Raw genomic sequence first — 17,485 nt, forward strand, 5'->3', positions numbered from 1 at the left:
AGTTTTGTTCAGTTTTCAATGTGCGTTCGTCGCTCGGTGCGACTTAATTATTCTAGCAGATTGCCTGAGCTTTGACAAGCTTTATTTTCGCTCGTCGCTGCCTCGGCCCCCTCAAGAACAATAAATAGTCTACCAGCTTACCGCCCTGCGCGCAAGGGGTTTTTAAAGAAAAAAGGACGAAATTACTTTCGTCCCCTTAATAAGCCTGTTTTCGCTCCCATTTCTGCCCTTGAGAAGTATCACGAACCGTGATCCCAAGGTCAGCTAACTGATCACGAAGTTGATCAGATTTGGCAAAATCTTTTGCAGCACGCGCCTCTGCGCGTTGGTCAAAGAGCGCTTGTTCCGTTTCGTTTAATTGGTCTTGCCCAAGTAAATCAACGATACCAAAGATAGCAAGCCAGTCAGTCATCTTCTTTTGCAAGGCAGTTATAACTGTTTCTTGCTGCTTGTCTTCTTTACTATACTGATTAACCAAGTTAACTAATTCAAAAACGACTGTTAAAGCATTTTCTGTGTTGAAATCATCATCCATGGCTTCACGGAAGCGCGTTTCCATTTCGTCCAGGCGACCAATGATGGTCAAATCTTCGCCCTTTTCCGAAGCTTGCACTTCGGTGAGTGCTTGGTAAGCCCGGCGAATACGGTCCAATTCGATTTGGGCTTGATTCAGGGTATCCATCGAATAATTAATAGGTCGGCGGTAATGGGTTTTACCCAGGAGATAGCGCAAAGCCTGTGGGTCAACGCCATTTGCCAAAAGGTCATGTACAGTGGTGAAGTTACCCAATGACTTGGACATCTTCTCGTTGTTGACGTTGACGAAACCGTTGTGCATCCAGTAGCGGACGAACCGTTCGTGATTGTGTCCTTCTGACTGTGCAATTTCGTTGGTGTGGTGCGGAAAAGCGAGATCGATACCACCGCCGTGAATGTCGATTTCAGAACCCAAATACTTTTGGATCATGACCGAGCATTCAATGTGCCAGCCGGGTCGGCCAGGTCCCCATGGTGACGGCCAAGCCTTAACGCCTTCACGATGCTCACCTTTCCAAAGAGCAAAATCGATTGGATCTTGCTTGCGCTTGGCTTCAACAGGATCAAGACGGCCGGCTGCATTCTCTTCCAATTCATCAAAATTTTGATGGGAAAGATGACCGTAATCAGGCGACTTTTTCGCACTGAAGTAGACATCTCCCTCGGATTCATAAGCTAAGCCTTGGTCGACTAAGTTCTTGATGTAGTCCACAATCTCGGGCATCACTTCGGTCGCCTTCGAGCGAACAGTGGCTGGCTTAATATTAAGTTGGGCGGTATCTTCATCGAAAGCAGCCTCATACTTTTGGGCTACTTGTTCTTCCGTCAAGCCTTCTTTTTCCCCCTGCGCTAAAATCTTGTCGCCCAGGTCGGTAAAGTTGGAAACATAGTTGACTTTGTAACCGACGTATTCAAAGTAGCGGCGGATGGTATCGAAGGCGATGGCAGAACGGGCGTTGCCGAGATGAATGTAGTTGTAGACAGTGGGACCACAGACATACATTTTAATCTGGCCGGCCTGGAGGGGCTGGAATTCTTCTTGTTCTAGGCTATAAGTGTTGTATGTCTGTAGCATAATATCCCCCTTTGAAATTGTTTTTATTATAACAAAAAACGCTAAGCAAGCTTAGCGTTAGTTCGTTTAGTTCAAATACTTTGCAGCAACAGCATCCATCGTTACCAAAACCGTTTGCTTATTCAACAAAACGAGCATTTCTGGCAAGTTAGGTCCTTGAATCTGGTGCGTCGTTGCGATACGGATAGGGTTCCAAAGGTTGCGGCCCTTGATTTCCAAATCGTTTTGAATCTTACGGATGGCTGCCATGTAATCTTCAGCAGTTGCGTCATCCGGCAAGGCACGGTAGGCCTTATTCCAAGCGGCGTAGACCTTACGGCCATCGTCAGAAGTTAAGTAATCAAGCATCTCTTGATTGATGTCACCCAACTGGAAGAATGGTTCGCGGACCAAGTCAACGATTTGGCGGGTGTAAGAGATTCCGTCAACACCGGCAACCTCAATAACTTGAGCCAACCAGTCTTTCTTTTCCTTAGCTTCGTCTTCAGTGACGAAACCGGCCTTGACCAATTCTTGAATCAACTGTGGCATCACGCGATCCTTGTCGCGACGCATCCACTGGTTGTTAATCCATTCCAACTTCTTTTGATCAAACTTAGCGTTTGCCTTAGTCAAACGAGTTTCATCGAACATTTGCTTGAATTGTTCCAAGCTAAAGATTTCATCTTCGCCCTTAGGAGACCAGCCCAAAAGGCCAATGAAGTTATCCATTGCTTCTGGTTGGTAACCCAATTCACGGTACTGTTCCACGAACTGCAAAACATCGTTATCACGTTTTGACAGCTTCTTTCCCGTCGCCGCATTGATAATCAAAGCCATGTGGCCAAACTTTGGTGCTTCCCAGCCCAAAGCTTCGTAAATCATCATTTGCTTGGGTGTATTGGAAACGTGATCATCCCCACGCAAAACATGGCTGATTTTCATCAAGTGATCATCAACAACAACGGCAAAGTTGTAAGTTGGCATGCCATCAGCCTTCTGAATGACCCAGTCACCACCGACTTCCTTAGCGCCAATCTTAATTGGTCCCTTAACGATGTCGTCCCATTCGTAAGTCTTGTCTTCTGGAACGCGGAAACGAATAACCGGCTTCAAGCCTTGGGCTTCGAATTCAGCATACTTAGCTTCACGCTCTTCCTTTGATAGACCAGCGTATTCGTAAACGTAGTGCGGAGCTTGCTTGGCTGCCTTTTGGGCAGCACGTTCAGCTTCCAATTCTTCGGAAGTCTTGTAAGACTTGTAAGCTAAGCCACGTTCCAACAAATCATCAATGAATGGTTGGTACATGCCGTCCGCATTACGTTCTGATTGACGGTAAGGACCATATTCCCCTGGATTTGCAGGAGATTCGTCCCAGTCCAAACCAAGCCACTTCAAGTTTTCAAGTTGAGACTTTTCACCATCAGCAACATTACGACTCGCATCAGTGTCTTCAATTCGGATAACAAAAGTACCGTTGTAATGGCGGGCAAAAAGCCAGTTAAATAGGGCGGTACGGGCATTTCCAATGTGCAAATATCCGGTTGGTGAAGGTGCGTAACGAACACGAATGTCGTCTGTCATGTTAGTGAATCTCCTCAATTAATTAATAAAATATCTATTTAATAGTATACAACAATCGCTTTTAAAAATAAGGCTTAGCCTAGGGCAATCTGAAGCGCTTCTTTCAGCGTCGTGACCCCGATTGCTTGAATTCCCTTTGGTACAGTTGCACCGGTCAGATTGTTTTGTGGCAAAATGACCCGCTTAAAACCAAGTTTTTGGGCTTCCTTCAAACGACTTTCGATATCGGCAACGGAACGAATTTCCCCCGTCAAACCGATTTCGCCAATAAAGACATCGCTTGGCCGCGTTTCTTTTTCCTTATAAGAGGAAGCAATGGCGATTGCGACAGCTAGGTCAATAGCGGGTTCATCCAGCTTGACGCCGCCGGCTGCCTTCAAATAAGCGTCTTGATTTTGCAGTAAGAGGCCCGCTCGTTTTTCGAGAACGGCCATAATTAACGAAACGCGATTGCGGTCTAAACCAGTGGCCGTGCGCTGAGCGTTACCAAAGACGGAAGGTGTCACTAAGGCTTGGAGTTCGACCAAGATAGGACGTGAGCCTTCCAAGGCAGCAACAATAGCGGAACCATTCGCTCCCGAGAGGCGTTCCTCCAAGAAAATTTCAGAAGGATTGGCGACTTCGACAAGCCCTTGATCGCGCATTTCAAAGATTCCCAGCTCATTGGTAGCGCCATAACGGTTCTTAACGGCTCGTAAAATTCGGTACTTGTAGTGACGGTCACCTTCAAAATAGAGCACCGTATCGACCATGTGTTCCAAAATCTTCGGACCAGCAAGAGCGCCATCCTTAGTAACGTGGCCCACGATGAAAATGGTAATGTTATTGGTTTTGGCCAATTGCATCAGATCAGCAGTTACTTCGCGAATTTGAGCAACTGAACCAACCGCCGAAGATAGGTCCGGTTCCTGCATTGTCTGAACCGAGTCAATTACCATGAAATCAGGCTTTAGCTCTTCGGCCTGCTTTTTGATGGCGGTCATATCCGTTTCTGGATAAAGGTAAAAGTCTTCGCCACCGACAGCGAGGCGGTCGGCGCGCATCTTAACCTGGGTGGCACTTTCTTCGCCAGTCACGTAGAGGACTTTGCCATGATGAGCCAACTGTCCTGAAACCTGCAGCAGCAAGGTGGACTTTCCAATTCCAGGATCACCACCAATTAGGACTAAAGATCCGGCAACCACACCACCACCAAGCACCCGGTTCAACTCCTTTAGCTGTGTGGCAACCTTAGGCGTGTTTTCCAGGGATACTTCGCTAATTTTTTCAACTTTAGCCGTGTGTCCATCAAGGCCAACACGGGATTTGCGGTTGGTGTTTTCCGGTTGAATCATTTCTTCAACAAAGGTTCCCCACTGGCCACAGTTCGGGCAGCGGCCTAGGTAGCGGGCAGAGTTGAAGCCACAGTTGGAACAAATAAATTGTGTTTTCGCCTTGGCCATTAAGCCTCCCCAGTTGAACCGAAGCCACCGACACGAGTCGTCTTTTCACTCGCCTCGTCCTGGTCAGCAAGCAAGTATGGCATGAAAACGCCCTGTCCGATGCGTTCACCCTTCTTGATGTGCACGTCTTCCAAGCCGAAGTTGAGGTACTGGAAGAAGATTTCACCTTCGTTACCTTCATTATTATAGTAATCAGCATCGACAATCCCCACACCGTTTGGCATCATGATTTGCTTTTTGATGGGTGCTGATGAGCGTGCAACCAACTGCAAGAATTCGCCCGGTTGCATGTAGGCCTTGATGCCAGTTGGAATTAAGGTTGGCTTGAGGGCGGCGCGGACCTCAGGCTTTTCCAATAGGGCAGAAATTTTGCCCAAAGAAAAAATGTTCAATTCTTTAAGAAATGGCTGGTTAACCAAGCTTGGTAAAACCATGTCCTGTGCGGCCTTGAAATCGTAACCCGCCGCATTGTGCGTGCTACGTTCCGGCACAGTCAAACCTGCTTCTTGATACTTGGAAACCACTTCAAATCCACGAACTGCCATGTGTCCTACCTCTTTTTCTTGAATAATTGCTACAGACTATTATACGTTATCCAGCGTGATTTCCACAAAATTTCAGAATGGTTTATAATGGCTGTTTTAAGGAGGCGCTTATGCAATTTCAACACGAAACAGGCCGCTTTTTTACCGAAGCAGACGGCAAGCTCCAGGCCGAGGTTACTTATAAAATTCAAGAAGAGCCCAAGATTTTCACGATTGATCACACCTATGTCGATCCGGCGTTACGCGGACACAACGTCGCCGAAGATTTGGTCAACGCTGTTGTTGATTTGGCGCGCGAAGAGGGTTATAAAGTTAAGCCACAGTGTCGTTATGCTGTGGTGCTCTTCCGCCGCTATCAGGAAAAATATCAGGACGTGCAGGTATGAAAAAAGCTCTCCTGAGGGGGGGCGCTTTTAATAATGTGTTATATAGAGACCGATTACGACCAGCCCAGATACAAATACGCCGACTGCAATGGCTAAAATTTTGAAAACGTGTCGATATTTGTGCTCTTCGTTTCTCTCAAGTATAAGTATCCAACGAATAAAAAAGGGCACGAAAACAGCCAAGAACCAGGGTGCAGCAAAATAAATTAGATCCGCAGAAAAGCAAAAATGCGGCAGGCTAATACAATATCCCCTTTAGCGAGCAAAAAGCGCACGATTTATATAGTTATGCAATCAAAATTAAAATAGCTAACAGTAAAAAAACTCATTTCAACAAAAATGAGTTTGACCAATTTTTGATTGAAAAATGTAATCAAGACCAATTACCGGATGGCCATTACAATATTAAGTTCTACATTGACACCGATGACAACGATAATTCTCAAGGCTATGTTAAATACACCGGTATTGCGGTTAAAAATGGCATTGCTTCCTTAGTCGATGACGGCGGAGTCGATGCAAATTACGAAATATAAAAAAAGCCCAGCTAACGCTAGGCTTTTTTATGTTGCTGAGCATACAGTCGCAGCTGAAGTCTAAAGAAACGCTTGTAGGCGTTGGTGCGGGGATCATCCTTAGTAACAAGCCGACCATACATTTTTGCCGATTCGGAAAACTTGTTATCCTGCACAAACACTTTATCCCCAGATTTGTAAGTAAGAATTCCTTTAATTTCAGGATGTTCTTCCCGATAATGGGCAACCGGTTTACGGATTTCGTCATCAAAAACACGCCGTAAAGAGCGGCCAGTCTCAAAGTGTTTTTCAATCAAGAATTTACGTAGCTCGAAGAAATGATCATCGTACTCCACACCCTGTTCCTTCAAGCTTCCCGTCAGATCAGCAAAGAGCCCATCCAGATAATTGATCATCCTTTTTTCACTGATTTTTTCTTCCGACACCTGCTCTTTTTCGTAGAGTTCACGGACGGTGCGCCGACATTTTTGGAGATAGCCATAATGCATAAAAACCAACATTTTTATCTGCTGGTCACGCCGATAATCATCAAATTCAGCCTTAGTCACATCTTTGCCATTCAAATTATAAATTGAATTTTTGCTGTTGCCCATCAACATCCCCCATCGCTTTTCCTTTAGGCTACCGTCTTTGCTGAGCGATGAAAAGAACCAGTTATGCCACATTGTAAAAATTAAAAATTTACACGCACTTCTATCAAAATTGATAACATATAAACAAAGTTAAATTTCAGGGAGAGAAATTATGGCCAACGACGAACGAGAAGTCCACGGAATCGACGCGATGAATCGCAAGCGAAATATCAACCGCATCATAGCCACCATCATATTTATACTGGGAGCTCCGGTTTTTATAGTAATGGTTTTGGTATTTATGTTTGGCTTTGCGATGTACCAAGGACAAGGGTGATGGTGAGAAATTATGCTAAGTGAAATGGAAGAACTACAAAAAATTGACGCCAAGAATCGGAAAAGAAGAAAAAAACGACTAATCATTATCGGACTAGCAGTCGTCATTGTTCCTGTTCTTATTAGTTTAAGCCACATCAAAACTGTAACTGGCGGAAGCGCTGAATTTGGCGTCCGACACAAAATGATCAACCAGCTTTCAAGCGAGCTTGAAGATGAAGATTTTACTGGCAAAATCAAGAACTTCCGCGCGCGGCATGCCGGCTTTTCGCAAGGTGGAATTGACGCTTCATTCGATTACGTGGAAAAACACGATAACGTTGAAATCAAAATTCCTGTCGATTTTAGATGCTCAGACGATGGCGATTTAGGCAGCGATGTTAAATCGATTCTAATTCCTTTAAAGGCAGCCTCCCTCCAGCAACCGGCAGTTGAAAAGGAAAAGGACCGAGTAAAAAAGTTCTTCACAAACATTTCCAATGAGGGTCGATATAGTCTTGAAAAGGTGGACCCAACTTTCTGTACCGACGGGGTTTATGGTGACCAACAAGACAGAGAAAGTCAGCTAACTAACCTTAATCAAATTGCTCGAAAAAATCGTTCTGGTTCGAAGAAGCAGCAATACGCAGCCGGCTACTACGACATCCCGCTTAAAGAACTAAAGGCAAACAACTTCTATTACTACACGCTTTCAGTTGAGATCGGCGACCCACGCAAAAAGAATTTTGAAACCAAGAATTTCCAACAATTCTTAATCGACAAAATCAATCAGAGCCATCTCCCTGATGGTAGATATTATTTCGATATTGGCGCCAATGATAACAGGAGTGGCTCTTATCTGTTTGACTCTACCACAGTTGTGGTCAAAGACGGGGTGGCTGGTCCGCTTGAATAACAAATAGTAACTGAACACCCGAAATAAAAAAGCCCAGCAACTGCTAGGCTTTTTTATTGATTAAAGTTCTATTTAGCACACATGAGCATCAATACTCCCCATCATCATTATCTTCAAACAAATGATCAATATTTACGGGACCATTAGAGTCATCCAGATCATCTGATTCTTCCACTTGATCTATCACTTTAGAACTATCCAAGGCAGATTGATATATATCGGCTAAGTCTGTATTACTAAACGGTTTTAACATGCTCGCAATGTATTCGCTGTATCCCGGAAGCACGCCACTCATTCTTTTTATGTTTTCACTCATCCTTTTTACATTTTCATTCATCATATATGCAGAATTATTGGCATCAACAATTCTCCTCAAACTAGCTTGCAAACTTTTAATATATGGATTCTGCATGTTTGAACCTGAAATTTTAGTAAGGGCAGACAAATTAGATTTCAGTACCGCGGCCACCGCAGAATTTGAACTTCTAAACAACGCATTCACGTCCATAGAGGCAAGGCCCCGAGACATAATATTATTAGCATCAGTACTAACATGGTCTGTGGAGGTCAAGAGTTCATCATACTCAGAATCCAACTCAGCATTAATGTTTTTATATAGTTTCAAAGCACTTCTAAACATTTTGTAGGAAATGTTATGCGCATGCATAACGTCATTTCGATAATTTTGAGCTTGCTGGAAATTGTTCCTAAGTGTTGGTACTGCTTCACTGGGTAGTAATTCATCCCATATCACTACATCATCAACCTCATTGATCAGTGACAAAACATCTGCTTTTGTTAATTCTTCCTTAGTTGAAAGTTCTCTTACTATCGTCTTTACATCACTAACAAAAGCACTCTCAAAAAGAAAATGGTAAAGTTTTCCAAGATCCATTTTCTCTAACCTTTGTCCTATTAAAACATCTCCCTCCGAAATTGTATTGGCTAAGTAGAGCAACTTTCTAAGTTTTCTTTCCATGTCATTGATGTGTGGATAAAGACGCTGATTAAAATATTTAGAGCTTTCACTAGTTAAGATGAGCGAATCTTGTATATTTTTTTTAATATATTCATTCGCCTCGTCTAGCTTTTTAGCAGCGATGTCTCTTCTACCATCAACTTCTAAGGTCAGAATAAAATGTTGTTCTGAATTTTTCACAGGTTTTAATTCAAGCTTACTCACATATTCTTTTAACTCTGAAATTGAACTCTCTTCTAGTTTTTTATTCAATAAGTATTGGTTATACAAAATACACCTCTTATGTAGCCACTCGTTAAACTAATCTTATCAAACTGACATCCAATACTTATAGAAATACCAACAAAAAAACCGCCAGAACCAAATCCAGCGGGTTTTCCATCGCCTTACTAGGCGATTTTTTATTTCAATTACTTATCAGACTTTTCGTCAGCCTTCTTGCTGTCCTTCTTACCTTCATCGATGATTTCAGAAATTACAACCTTACCATCAACCAAGTTGGCAGCCAAGTGCTTCTTGCCAGGGTTATCCAAGTAGAAGTCAGTGACTTGATCACGAATCTGCTGTTCGATTACACGGCGCAATGGACGTGCTCCAAGCGCTTCATCGTAACCGTCATCAATCAAGTGATCCTTGACGTCTTCAGAAACTTCCAAAGTCAAATCCTTCTTGGCCAAGGTCTTGTTAACGTCGTCCAACATCAAGTCAACGATTTGCTTCAAGTCTTCCTTAGTCAAGGCAGAGAATTCAACAACACCGTTGAAACGGTTCAAGAATTCAGGACGGAAGTATGGTGCCAAACGGTCCATCAAGTCCTGATCCTTCTTGTCGTCCTTGTTACCAAAGCCGGCGTTAGAAGTTGCGATAATCACAGTGTTCTTGAAGTTAACCGTGTTTCCTTGACCATCAGTCAAACGACCATCGTCCATGACCTGCAAAAGCAAAGTCAAAACTTGTGGGTTGGCCTTTTCAATTTCATCCAAGAGGACGATTGAATAAGGGTTACGACGTACCTTTTCAGTCAAAGTGTTGCTGTTATCTTCGTAGCCAACGTATCCGGCAGTAGCACCAATCAACTTTGAAACGGCCGTCAAGTCAGAATATTCAGACATATCCAAACGGATAATGTTGTCCTTGCTTCCGAACATGTCCAAGGCTAATTGCTTTGCCAATTCGGTCTTACCAACACCGGTAGGTCCAACGAAGAGGAATGATCCAATTGGACGATTTCCTTCATCAAATCCCGCACGGTTACGACGGATGGCACGAGCAACCATTTCAACGGCTTCGTCTTGACCGATAACCTTACCAGCCAAACGCTTGTCGATGGTCTTCAAGTGTTCGATATCTGAAGCACCCATTTGAGCAACTGGAATACCAGTCAAACGCTCAACAGATTGGGCGATATCATCAGGCGTTGCGGTAACCTTTTGAGCCTTCTCGGCTTCCTTAATCTTACCTTGAACGTCCTTGATTTCGTTCTTAACCTTCAAAGCCTTTTCGTAGTCTTCCTTTGAAACAGACTGATCTTGTTCTTGCTTCAATTCAGACAAACGGTTTTCCAATTCAGCCTTACTTGAAGCTGGATTTTGTGCTGACAAGTGAGCAGCAGTCATATCAATCAAATCGATGGCCTTATCAGGCAACGAACGCTGTGGAATGTACTGAACTGAGTAATCCACGGCTGCCTTCAAAACGTCATCAGGCAACTTGACGTTGTGGTGCTTCTCGTACAAAGGTGCGATACCCTTCAAAATCTTGAAAGTATCATCAGCACTTGGGGCGTTAACCGTAACTTGGTTGAAACGACGTGCCAAGGCAGCGTTCTTCATAATCGTGTTACGGTATTCGTCTTGCGTAGTGGCACCGATAACGGTCAACTCACCACGAGACAAGGCAGGCTTCAAAATGTCAGCCAAACCTTTTCCACCATCTTCGCCACCGGTTGAACCGGCACCCAAGATTTGGTGAATTTCATCGAAGAACAAGATGACGTTTCCGGCCTTCTTGACTTCATCGATCAACTTTTGAACGTTTTCCTCGAAAGCACCACGGTACTGCGTACCGGCTTCCAAAGCGGAAATATCAATTGAGTAAATCTGCTTGTCGCGGATTGATGCAGGGACATCGCCATTAACGATAGCTTGAGCCAAACCTTCGATGACGGCCGTCTTACCAACACCGGCATCCCCGACCAAAACAGGGTTGTTCTTGATACGACGACTCAAGATTTCAGCAGTTTCTTGAATTTCCTTGTTACGTCCGATAACAGGATCAAGCATGTGGTTCTTAGCTTCCTCAGTTAGGTTACGTCCCAACTTTGCAAGCATACCATCTTGCTTTACTTGTCCTGGTTGTTGTGCAGCAGCACGGCCGTTTCCAGCAGTGTTACTTGCAGCTTGGGCGCCGTCAGGCAACTGACCGGTTTGACGATATTGGGCAAACTCTTCAGGAGTGACTTCGCGTCCGTTGATGAGGTAGCGACGGTTTTCAGAATTCATACCGTTCATGCCACCCATCATGTTGTTAAAAATGTCATTCATGTCTGATCCGAATGGATCGTTGTTGAACATTCCATTGTTATTGTTAGCCATAAATTAATTACCTCGTATTACTTAAATTCTTTAAATTGTTATTTTCATCCGCTTGGTCTCCCGGCCCTGGTTCTAAGTAACTTGCTTCGAGTTCCTTTAGGACCTGCCACATATGCATATGTTGGGCACGGGCCAAAGCATCCAAATCACGAATGTTTAGGCTGGTTGAAGTTGATTGAGCCTTATTGAAGGAACGGTGAATGGTCGTATAGCCATAACCCGAATCCTTCGACACACGATAAATCGTTAAGGACTTATCGCTTAAATAAGATTTGATATCAAAGCGAACCATGTTGCAGGCCGCCTAACCAAGTTATTTCTTTAACTCTCATTTCTTGCCCTCCTAACAATTCTTAGTATAACACATATGTGGTATAACGCAAGTGTGCTATATCTATTTTTTCATTTTTTTATTAGAATTAGAGAGGTTTTTCTTTTGAAAACACGCTTATCCCAGTCAGGAGGCCCTCTGTGAGCCAAGAAAATTATCAGCTTCAAATTCCCCAAGAAGTTGTCAACGATTTAAAACTTAAACGCGGGGAAGAACTTGAAGTCACCGTCAAAAACCGGGGTTTAACCGTTTCTAAGACGACAACCTTTGCCCAGCAGGAAGATATTTCAATCCGTTGGTTCTTGGTTCCTACTATCCTTGCCACAGCAGCCTTTGTGATTGCGGCTTGGTATTTGCACGAGGGCTTAGTTCATTTAACGGGGCCGGACTCGATTGCAACGGCCGTCATTGTTCTCGGTGAAATCTCGGGAATGGCTGGTTTTTCCTGGACCTACATCAATCACACGCGTAACCGCGCAACGGCTGAAGATCGCCGCCTGAATTGGCGACTAACGCCGACAGTCTTGATTGCCTTTGCTATTATTCAGGCCTTCATGACCATGGGTGTTTTCTGGGCAATCGGCTATCTTTTCCAAGGGGCCAGCTTTGATCACTTGACGGCGACCGTCCTTTTTTTCATGTTCGTTTCCGTGGTGAACTTCCTGATGATTTATGCGGCGCAGTTGGTTTCGACACCCTTTATCATGGGCGTGCTGATTCTGACGATTGTCGGTGGTGTCTTGGTTTCCATGGTGACCAACAGTCGTTTGCTCTGGTGGCAGCATAACTTCTCATTTCTGGGAACGGAAAAAGCTGAGTTCGCCTGGAATTTTAATGCCACGCTGATTATTGCCGGAATTCTGTGGGTGACCCTGGTTGATTACCTCTTCGTGCCCATCCAAAACCGTTACCGGGGCAACTGGCGTTTGATGGTTCTACGAACTTTCTTAACGCTGGATGCACTGAGCCTGGCAGCCGTTGGGGCCATCCCCAACAACCCTGGACTCTTCCACATCCTGCATGACTCGGTGGCCAACAGTTTGATTCTTTTCACGGCGATTCCCATGCTGGGCATCAAGTTCTTGCTGCCACGGGCAACCAAGGAATTCATGATTTTCACTTACTTGACGGCGGGCGCCCTTGCAGTTGCCATGTCCCTCTTTTACATCATTACTTATCTATCCCTAACCGCCTTTGAAATCATCGCGCTAGCTTTAGCAATTTCTTGGCTGCTACTTTTGATGCAAAACATTTACAAGCTTTTCCAAACCGATGTGCAATCCTACATCGTGAAATTACAATAAATAGGAGGAAACATGCCAAAAGAATATGACAAAAAACGTCCCAACTACAGTCGGGACAGGGATCACAAACGGCCTTACCGGGGCAAGCGACAAAATAACGAAGTCCACGTTCGCGTTGGACAGAAATTTCCCTTGACGATTAAGCGTCTCGGTATCAATGGCGAAGGAATCGGGTATTTCAAGCGTAAAATCGTTTTCATCCCTGGCGCCCTGCCTGGTGAAGTGGTCACGGCTAAGGTTTTAGAAGTTAATGATAAGTACTTAACCGCCAAAGTTAACGCCATCCGAACTCCCTCGCCTGACCGAGTTGAGCCCGTCGATCCAGCTGCCGACTTAGTCGGTGGCTTCGAACTCGAGCACTTAACCTACCCGGCGCAACTAGCCTTCAAGCAGGACTTGATTCGCCAGGCACTGGAGAAGTTTCAACCCCGTGGTTGGCAAAATTACGACATCAAAAAGCCAATCGAGATGGACGAACCCTACTACTACCGTAATAAAGCCCAGTTCCCGGTTCGAAAACTACACGGCGAACTTGCGGTGGGTATGTTTCAGCGTGGCAGTCACGACTTAATTGATTTACCGGAAGTTCATACCCAGGACCACCTGACGATGAAAATTGTTCGCCAAGTGGCTAAAATTTTGAACCGCTTATCCGTATCAATCTATAACGAGGATAAGAATAGCGGTGTGCTCAAGACCATTGTGGTGCGATCTTCCAACACGGCGCAGCAGGCACAATTAACGCTAATTACCAACACGGAAGAAATCCCTGGTGAAGAGGCTTTAATCGAAGCCATCCATAATGAAATTCCTGAAATTCAAGGAATTTTCCAAAACATTAATCCCGGCCGGACCAGTCTCGTTTGGGGTGATTTTACCATCAAACTTTGGGGTGAGGATTACTTGCCCGAAGAAGTGCTGGGACTCAACTTTGAGCTATCCCCCCGAGCCTTCTTGCAGTTGAACTACGAGCAAATGTTGGTAACCTACGAGGAAGCCATCAAGGCCTTGAATCCACAAAAAAACGACCGCTTGGTCGATGCCTATGCAGGTGTCGGAACCCTTGGCATTTCGCTTGCCATGCGGGTTAAGGAAGTTCGCGGTATGGAAACGATTCCTGAAGCCGTGGCCGATGCGAAGCGCAACGCCAAGCTCAACGACTTAGACAACGTTCACTACGAAGTCGGGGCCGCTGAAGAGGTTTTACCTCAGTGGGCTGCCCAAGGTTGGAATCCAACGGCCTTAATTGTTGATCCGCCCCGTGCCGGACTGGATTCAGGATTGCGCCAAGCCATCTTGAAGAGTCAACCGGATAAGTTCGTTTACATTTCATGTAATCCCTCGACTTTGGCCCGTGATTTGGTTGACCTCACCAAGGTTTACAAAGTCGACTATATTCAAACCATCGACATGTTCCCCCAGACACCACGTTGGGAAGGCGTTGTTAAACTGGTTAAACGATAAAAGCATCCCCGGATGCTTTTTATTTTGCCCTTGAGGCCTTACGGCTTTTACGACAAAACGGTATAATAAGAGCAATTGCTGAAAGGAGCTTGCATGTACTACCGCGACGGACAATTTTACGAACTGAAAGTACAACAGATTATTTTTTACTTTACGGTTTCCCTTTTATTGAACGCCTTTGGAAACGGATTATCGGTGTCGACCAACATGGGATCGGCCCCCTGGACCGCTGGTGCAGCTAACCTTGCAGTGCTCTTTCATCAGCCGATTTGGGTCTTCCTGGGTGCGATTGCCTTAACGGTCGCCATTGCCAACCAATTCATCGCCGGCCGCTGGGATCCACGTCGACTATTCGGGAATGTCTTCTTTGGCCTCTCCTTTTCCCTTCTAGTGGGACTCTTTAGCGCGCTTTTCAATCACCTCGGCGTGCCCCATCTATCACTCTGGTGGCGGATTCCTCTCGACCTGATTGGTGTGGTTAATGTTGGTGTTGGAATTTCGATTTACCAGCGCGTTAACTTCATCATGCATCCCATTGATGACTTGACCAACATCACTCGTTTCAAGTACTTCCACGGAAATGCCAGCAAGGCGCAGATGAGCAACTTCGCCGTTGCCATTTCAATTTCGGCGATTGCCTTCTTCTTCAGCCACAAGCTGGTTTCCCTTAACATCGGAACGGCCTTCTCCTTCTTCTTGCAGGGCCGCATTATTGGTCAAACCGACCGGCGCCTCTTCCCTCATTTGGTTCACGGTAACCTCGAAAAAATTCATAAACTAAAAAACAAGCCGCAATGAGCGGCTTGTTTTTCTCTTAAAAGATATCTTTTGTTAAACGATTAATCACAGGATTATTCAGAACAAAGTAGGATACCAGGACCTGGATGGGATAAACCGTCAGGTTCTTGATGAAACGAGGCGTGATAAAGGCCCAGAAACTCGACCAAGAATGAACGGGCTGATACATCAGGATCAGGTTGATGGTGTTCAAACCTAAGTTAACGATGAAGGTCACCAGTGCAACCGTAATCGCCACTCGCAACCAAGAGATCTTGTCGACGCGATAATAGCCCCAACCGTAGATCAAGGCCGCTGCGGCAGCGGTAACGGTAAACCCGATGAAGTACTGCCCGCCCATCAACATGACCTTAACAACATCCAGGATGCTGGCGGTTAAGACGGCCCAAATCGGCCCGTACCAGCGCGCAATCAATGATGTTGCAACGAAGGTAAAGCCGACTTGGATAAACTGGGTACTAACAGTCCCAAAGCGTCCAAGAATCAAACTCAAGGCCATCAAAAAGGCCAAGAGCACCAACTGGCGGGTATCCAACTTGGGTAATACCCATTTTTTTGCACGTATGTTCATGTATATGAACCTCCTAATGGAGTGTTCACCTGTGGATTGGTGAATGCGATACCTGCACCGCGCAAACTTGCTTCGTCGATGGCCCACATTCCGTTTCCATCGCACTTAACGCGCAGGTATCTACCCCTATATTTTTGTCACAAGGACCTTTTAAGTATAGCACTAAAAGAGCAACAAAAAAGCCCCGAAGGGCTTTTTATTATAAATTACTTAGGAACGTCGATGGTTTGACCAGCGGTGCTAACAAAGCTAGTAACGTCGAGGTCGGCGTGTTCCGTTTGGAAGTAATCAACCATCATGTAAACGTTTTGCTTCAAGCTGTCCTTAGGAATCGTAACAGTCCATGAGTGATCCGTCGTGTTGTGCGTTGCAGCAACATCGTTAAACGTCCAGGCCTTAACCATTTGGTCAAGCGTTGCTGCTGGCAAACCGAAGCCAGAACCACCAAAAGTGAAGGTCAACGTTACGTTGCTACCATTGACAACAGCCTTGGCTGGCTTTGAGAACATACCATCCATCACAGAAGTTTCACTCGTTGGCTTTTGGTCGTCATCCAACTTGATCATCTTGAAGTTGATATCATAAGTGCCATCCGCCATGTTGTCAAAAGTTGGCGTAGTGCTTGCAGGCGCAGTTGATTCAGAAGCTGACTTCGATTCTGAGGCAGCCTTTGAAGCAGATGCTGATGTTGAATCGGCAGCGGCCTTGCTGTCAGATACTGAAGTTGACTTAGCAGTTGATGCTGAAGTGCTTTCTGAATCAGCGGCAGCCTTTGAAGTTGAGCTTGAAGTTGACTCTGATGCAGCCTTTGAAGCTGAACCATCCTTGGCTGCATTGCTTTCTGAGTCAGAAGTTGACTTAGCCGTTGATGCTGAAGTGCTTTCTGAATCAGCGGCAGCCTTTGAAGTCGAGCTTGAAGTTGATTCTGATGCGGCCTTTGAAGCTGAACCATCCTTGGCTGCGTTACTTTCTGAATCTGAAGTTGAAACACTATCAACCTTTGACAAAACAGTTGATGATGAAACACTTTGTGAATCTACTGCTGAGCCAAGCTTTGAAAGTGAAGTTGAAGCAGATTCGCTGTCTGAACGTGAAGTTGAGGCTGAATCGGCATCACTTTGACTGTCTTCTTGGCTTTGTTCCGTTGAAACAGAAGCTGAAATTGAATCCATCTGGCTGGCAGCAATTGAAGCTGAAGCGGATTCTGAATCGAGTTGTGATTCGACTGCTGAATCAGAGCTTGAAACACTTTGTGAAGCGGCAGTTGACTGTGAAGCAACCGTTGATGCAGAAGTTGAAGCTGACTCTGATGCGGCCTTGCTTTCTGATTCTGACTTGGCAGTTGATTCAGAGGCTGAAATTGAATCAGCAGTTGACTTACTTTCTGAATCTGACTTTACAGTCGATGCTGAAGTTGAGGCTGATTCTGATGCAGCCTTGCTTTCAGATTCTGACTTGGCAGTTGATTCAGAGGCTGAAATTGAATCAGCAGTTGACTTACTTTCTGAATCTGACTTTACAGTCGATGCAGAAGTTGAAGCTGACTCTGAAGCAGCC

Annotated in this window: 17 protein-coding genes and 1 riboswitch; of the genes, 7 read left to right on the forward strand and 10 right to left on the reverse strand. The window is 45.1% G+C overall.

Annotation, left to right across the window (positions count from 1 at the left end):
- Positions 1-196 precede the first annotated feature (196 nt).
- The 4 genes from cysS to ABSY64_RS07490 all read right to left on the reverse strand — a co-directional run bounded on the left by cysS (position 197) and on the right by ABSY64_RS07490 (position 5,162).
- Positions 197-1,612: a cysteine--tRNA ligase gene (gene cysS / locus ABSY64_RS07475; protein ID WP_349642449.1), complete on the reverse strand. Its 1,416-nt coding sequence runs from the start codon at positions 1,610-1,612 to the stop codon at positions 197-199.
- A gap of 66 nt (positions 1,613-1,678) precedes the next feature.
- A complete protein-coding gene (gene gltX / locus ABSY64_RS07480) occupies positions 1,679-3,175 on the reverse strand; it encodes a glutamate--tRNA ligase (protein WP_349642450.1) in 1,497 nt (498 codons plus the stop codon).
- A 74-nt stretch (positions 3,176-3,249) separates the two neighbouring features.
- On the reverse strand, positions 3,250-4,617 hold the full coding sequence (gene radA, locus ABSY64_RS07485) for a DNA repair protein RadA (protein WP_349642451.1): 1,368 nt from the start codon (positions 4,615-4,617) through the stop codon (positions 3,250-3,252).
- Positions 4,617-5,162 carry a dCTP deaminase/dUTPase family protein gene (locus tag ABSY64_RS07490; RefSeq protein WP_349642452.1) on the reverse strand — a complete coding sequence of 182 codons (546 nt, stop codon included), beginning with the start codon at positions 5,160-5,162 and terminating at the stop codon, positions 4,617-4,619. The genes radA and ABSY64_RS07490 overlap by 1 nt, the downstream gene beginning before the upstream one ends.
- A 110-nt stretch (positions 5,163-5,272) precedes the next feature.
- On the opposite strand from ABSY64_RS07490, the gene ABSY64_RS07495 reads away from it, so the two are divergent.
- Both ABSY64_RS07495 and ABSY64_RS07500 read left to right on the forward strand, forming a co-directional pair.
- The gene (locus ABSY64_RS07495) at positions 5,273-5,548 is read left to right on the forward strand and encodes a GNAT family N-acetyltransferase (RefSeq protein WP_349642453.1); all 276 of its coding nucleotides are present in this window, start codon (positions 5,273-5,275) and stop codon (positions 5,546-5,548) included.
- A 356-nt stretch (positions 5,549-5,904) separates the two neighbouring features.
- The gene (locus tag ABSY64_RS07500; protein ID WP_349642454.1) at positions 5,905-6,084 is read left to right on the forward strand and encodes a hypothetical protein; all 180 of its coding nucleotides are present in this window, start codon (positions 5,905-5,907) and stop codon (positions 6,082-6,084) included.
- Between the two features lie 17 nt (positions 6,085-6,101).
- Here ABSY64_RS07500 and ABSY64_RS07505 read toward each other — a convergent pair whose 3' ends face one another.
- Positions 6,102-6,677 (reverse strand): hypothetical protein, encoded by a 576-nt coding sequence (locus ABSY64_RS07505; RefSeq protein ID WP_349642455.1) that lies wholly within the window; start codon positions 6,675-6,677, stop codon positions 6,102-6,104.
- Positions 6,678-6,828: 151 nt separating this feature from the next.
- Between ABSY64_RS07505 and ABSY64_RS07510 the strand changes: the two genes are divergently transcribed.
- Positions 6,829-6,993, forward strand: a complete 165-nt coding sequence (locus tag ABSY64_RS07510) for a hypothetical protein (RefSeq protein WP_349642456.1) — start codon at positions 6,829-6,831, stop codon at positions 6,991-6,993.
- A gap of 24 nt (positions 6,994-7,017) precedes the next feature.
- Complete coding sequence (locus tag ABSY64_RS07515) at positions 7,018-7,887, forward strand: hypothetical protein (protein ID WP_349642457.1); 870 nt, start codon at positions 7,018-7,020, stop codon at positions 7,885-7,887.
- Positions 7,888-7,975: 88 nt separating this feature from the next.
- Here the strand turns inward: ABSY64_RS07515 and ABSY64_RS07520 are convergent, their stop codons facing one another.
- The 3 genes from ABSY64_RS07520 to ABSY64_RS07530 all read right to left on the reverse strand — a co-directional run bounded on the left by ABSY64_RS07520 (position 7,976) and on the right by ABSY64_RS07530 (position 11,752).
- A complete protein-coding gene (locus ABSY64_RS07520; RefSeq protein ID WP_349642458.1) occupies positions 7,976-9,136 on the reverse strand; it encodes a hypothetical protein in 1,161 nt (386 codons plus the stop codon).
- A gap of 140 nt (positions 9,137-9,276) precedes the next feature.
- Positions 9,277-11,460, reverse strand: a complete 2,184-nt coding sequence (locus tag ABSY64_RS07525; protein ID WP_349642459.1) for an ATP-dependent Clp protease ATP-binding subunit — start codon at positions 11,458-11,460, stop codon at positions 9,277-9,279.
- 7 nt (positions 11,461-11,467) lie between these two features.
- The gene (locus ABSY64_RS07530; protein ID WP_349642460.1) at positions 11,468-11,752 is read right to left on the reverse strand and encodes a transcriptional regulator; all 285 of its coding nucleotides are present in this window, start codon (positions 11,750-11,752) and stop codon (positions 11,468-11,470) included.
- A 179-nt stretch (positions 11,753-11,931) separates the two neighbouring features.
- On the opposite strand from ABSY64_RS07530, the gene ABSY64_RS07535 reads away from it, so the two are divergent.
- The 3 genes from ABSY64_RS07535 to ABSY64_RS07545 all read left to right on the forward strand — a co-directional run bounded on the left by ABSY64_RS07535 (position 11,932) and on the right by ABSY64_RS07545 (position 15,357).
- On the forward strand, positions 11,932-13,095 hold the full coding sequence (locus ABSY64_RS07535) for an AbrB/MazE/SpoVT family DNA-binding domain-containing protein (protein WP_349642461.1): 1,164 nt from the start codon (positions 11,932-11,934) through the stop codon (positions 13,093-13,095).
- 12 nt (positions 13,096-13,107) lie between these two features.
- Complete coding sequence (gene rlmD, locus ABSY64_RS07540; RefSeq protein ID WP_349642462.1) at positions 13,108-14,559, forward strand: 23S rRNA (uracil(1939)-C(5))-methyltransferase RlmD; 1,452 nt, start codon at positions 13,108-13,110, stop codon at positions 14,557-14,559.
- A gap of 93 nt (positions 14,560-14,652) precedes the next feature.
- Complete coding sequence (locus ABSY64_RS07545) at positions 14,653-15,357, forward strand: DUF6198 family protein (protein WP_349642463.1); 705 nt, start codon at positions 14,653-14,655, stop codon at positions 15,355-15,357.
- Between the two features lie 16 nt (positions 15,358-15,373).
- On the opposite strand, the gene ABSY64_RS07550 is transcribed toward ABSY64_RS07545, so the two are convergent.
- The gene (locus tag ABSY64_RS07550; protein WP_349642464.1) at positions 15,374-15,928 is read right to left on the reverse strand and encodes a folate family ECF transporter S component; all 555 of its coding nucleotides are present in this window, start codon (positions 15,926-15,928) and stop codon (positions 15,374-15,376) included.
- Positions 15,929-15,963: 35 nt separating this feature from the next.
- A riboswitch (THF riboswitch) is annotated at positions 15,964-16,058 on the reverse strand.
- 76 nt (positions 16,059-16,134) lie between these two features.
- A partial coding sequence (locus tag ABSY64_RS07555; RefSeq protein WP_349642465.1) for an NEAT domain-containing protein occupies positions 16,135-17,485 on the reverse strand: 1,351 nt, incomplete at its 5' end.

Origin of the sequence: Eupransor demetentiae, from assembly GCF_963930865.1 — a bacterium.
GTDB lineage: Bacteria > Bacillota > Bacilli > Lactobacillales > Lactobacillaceae > Eupransor > Eupransor demetentiae.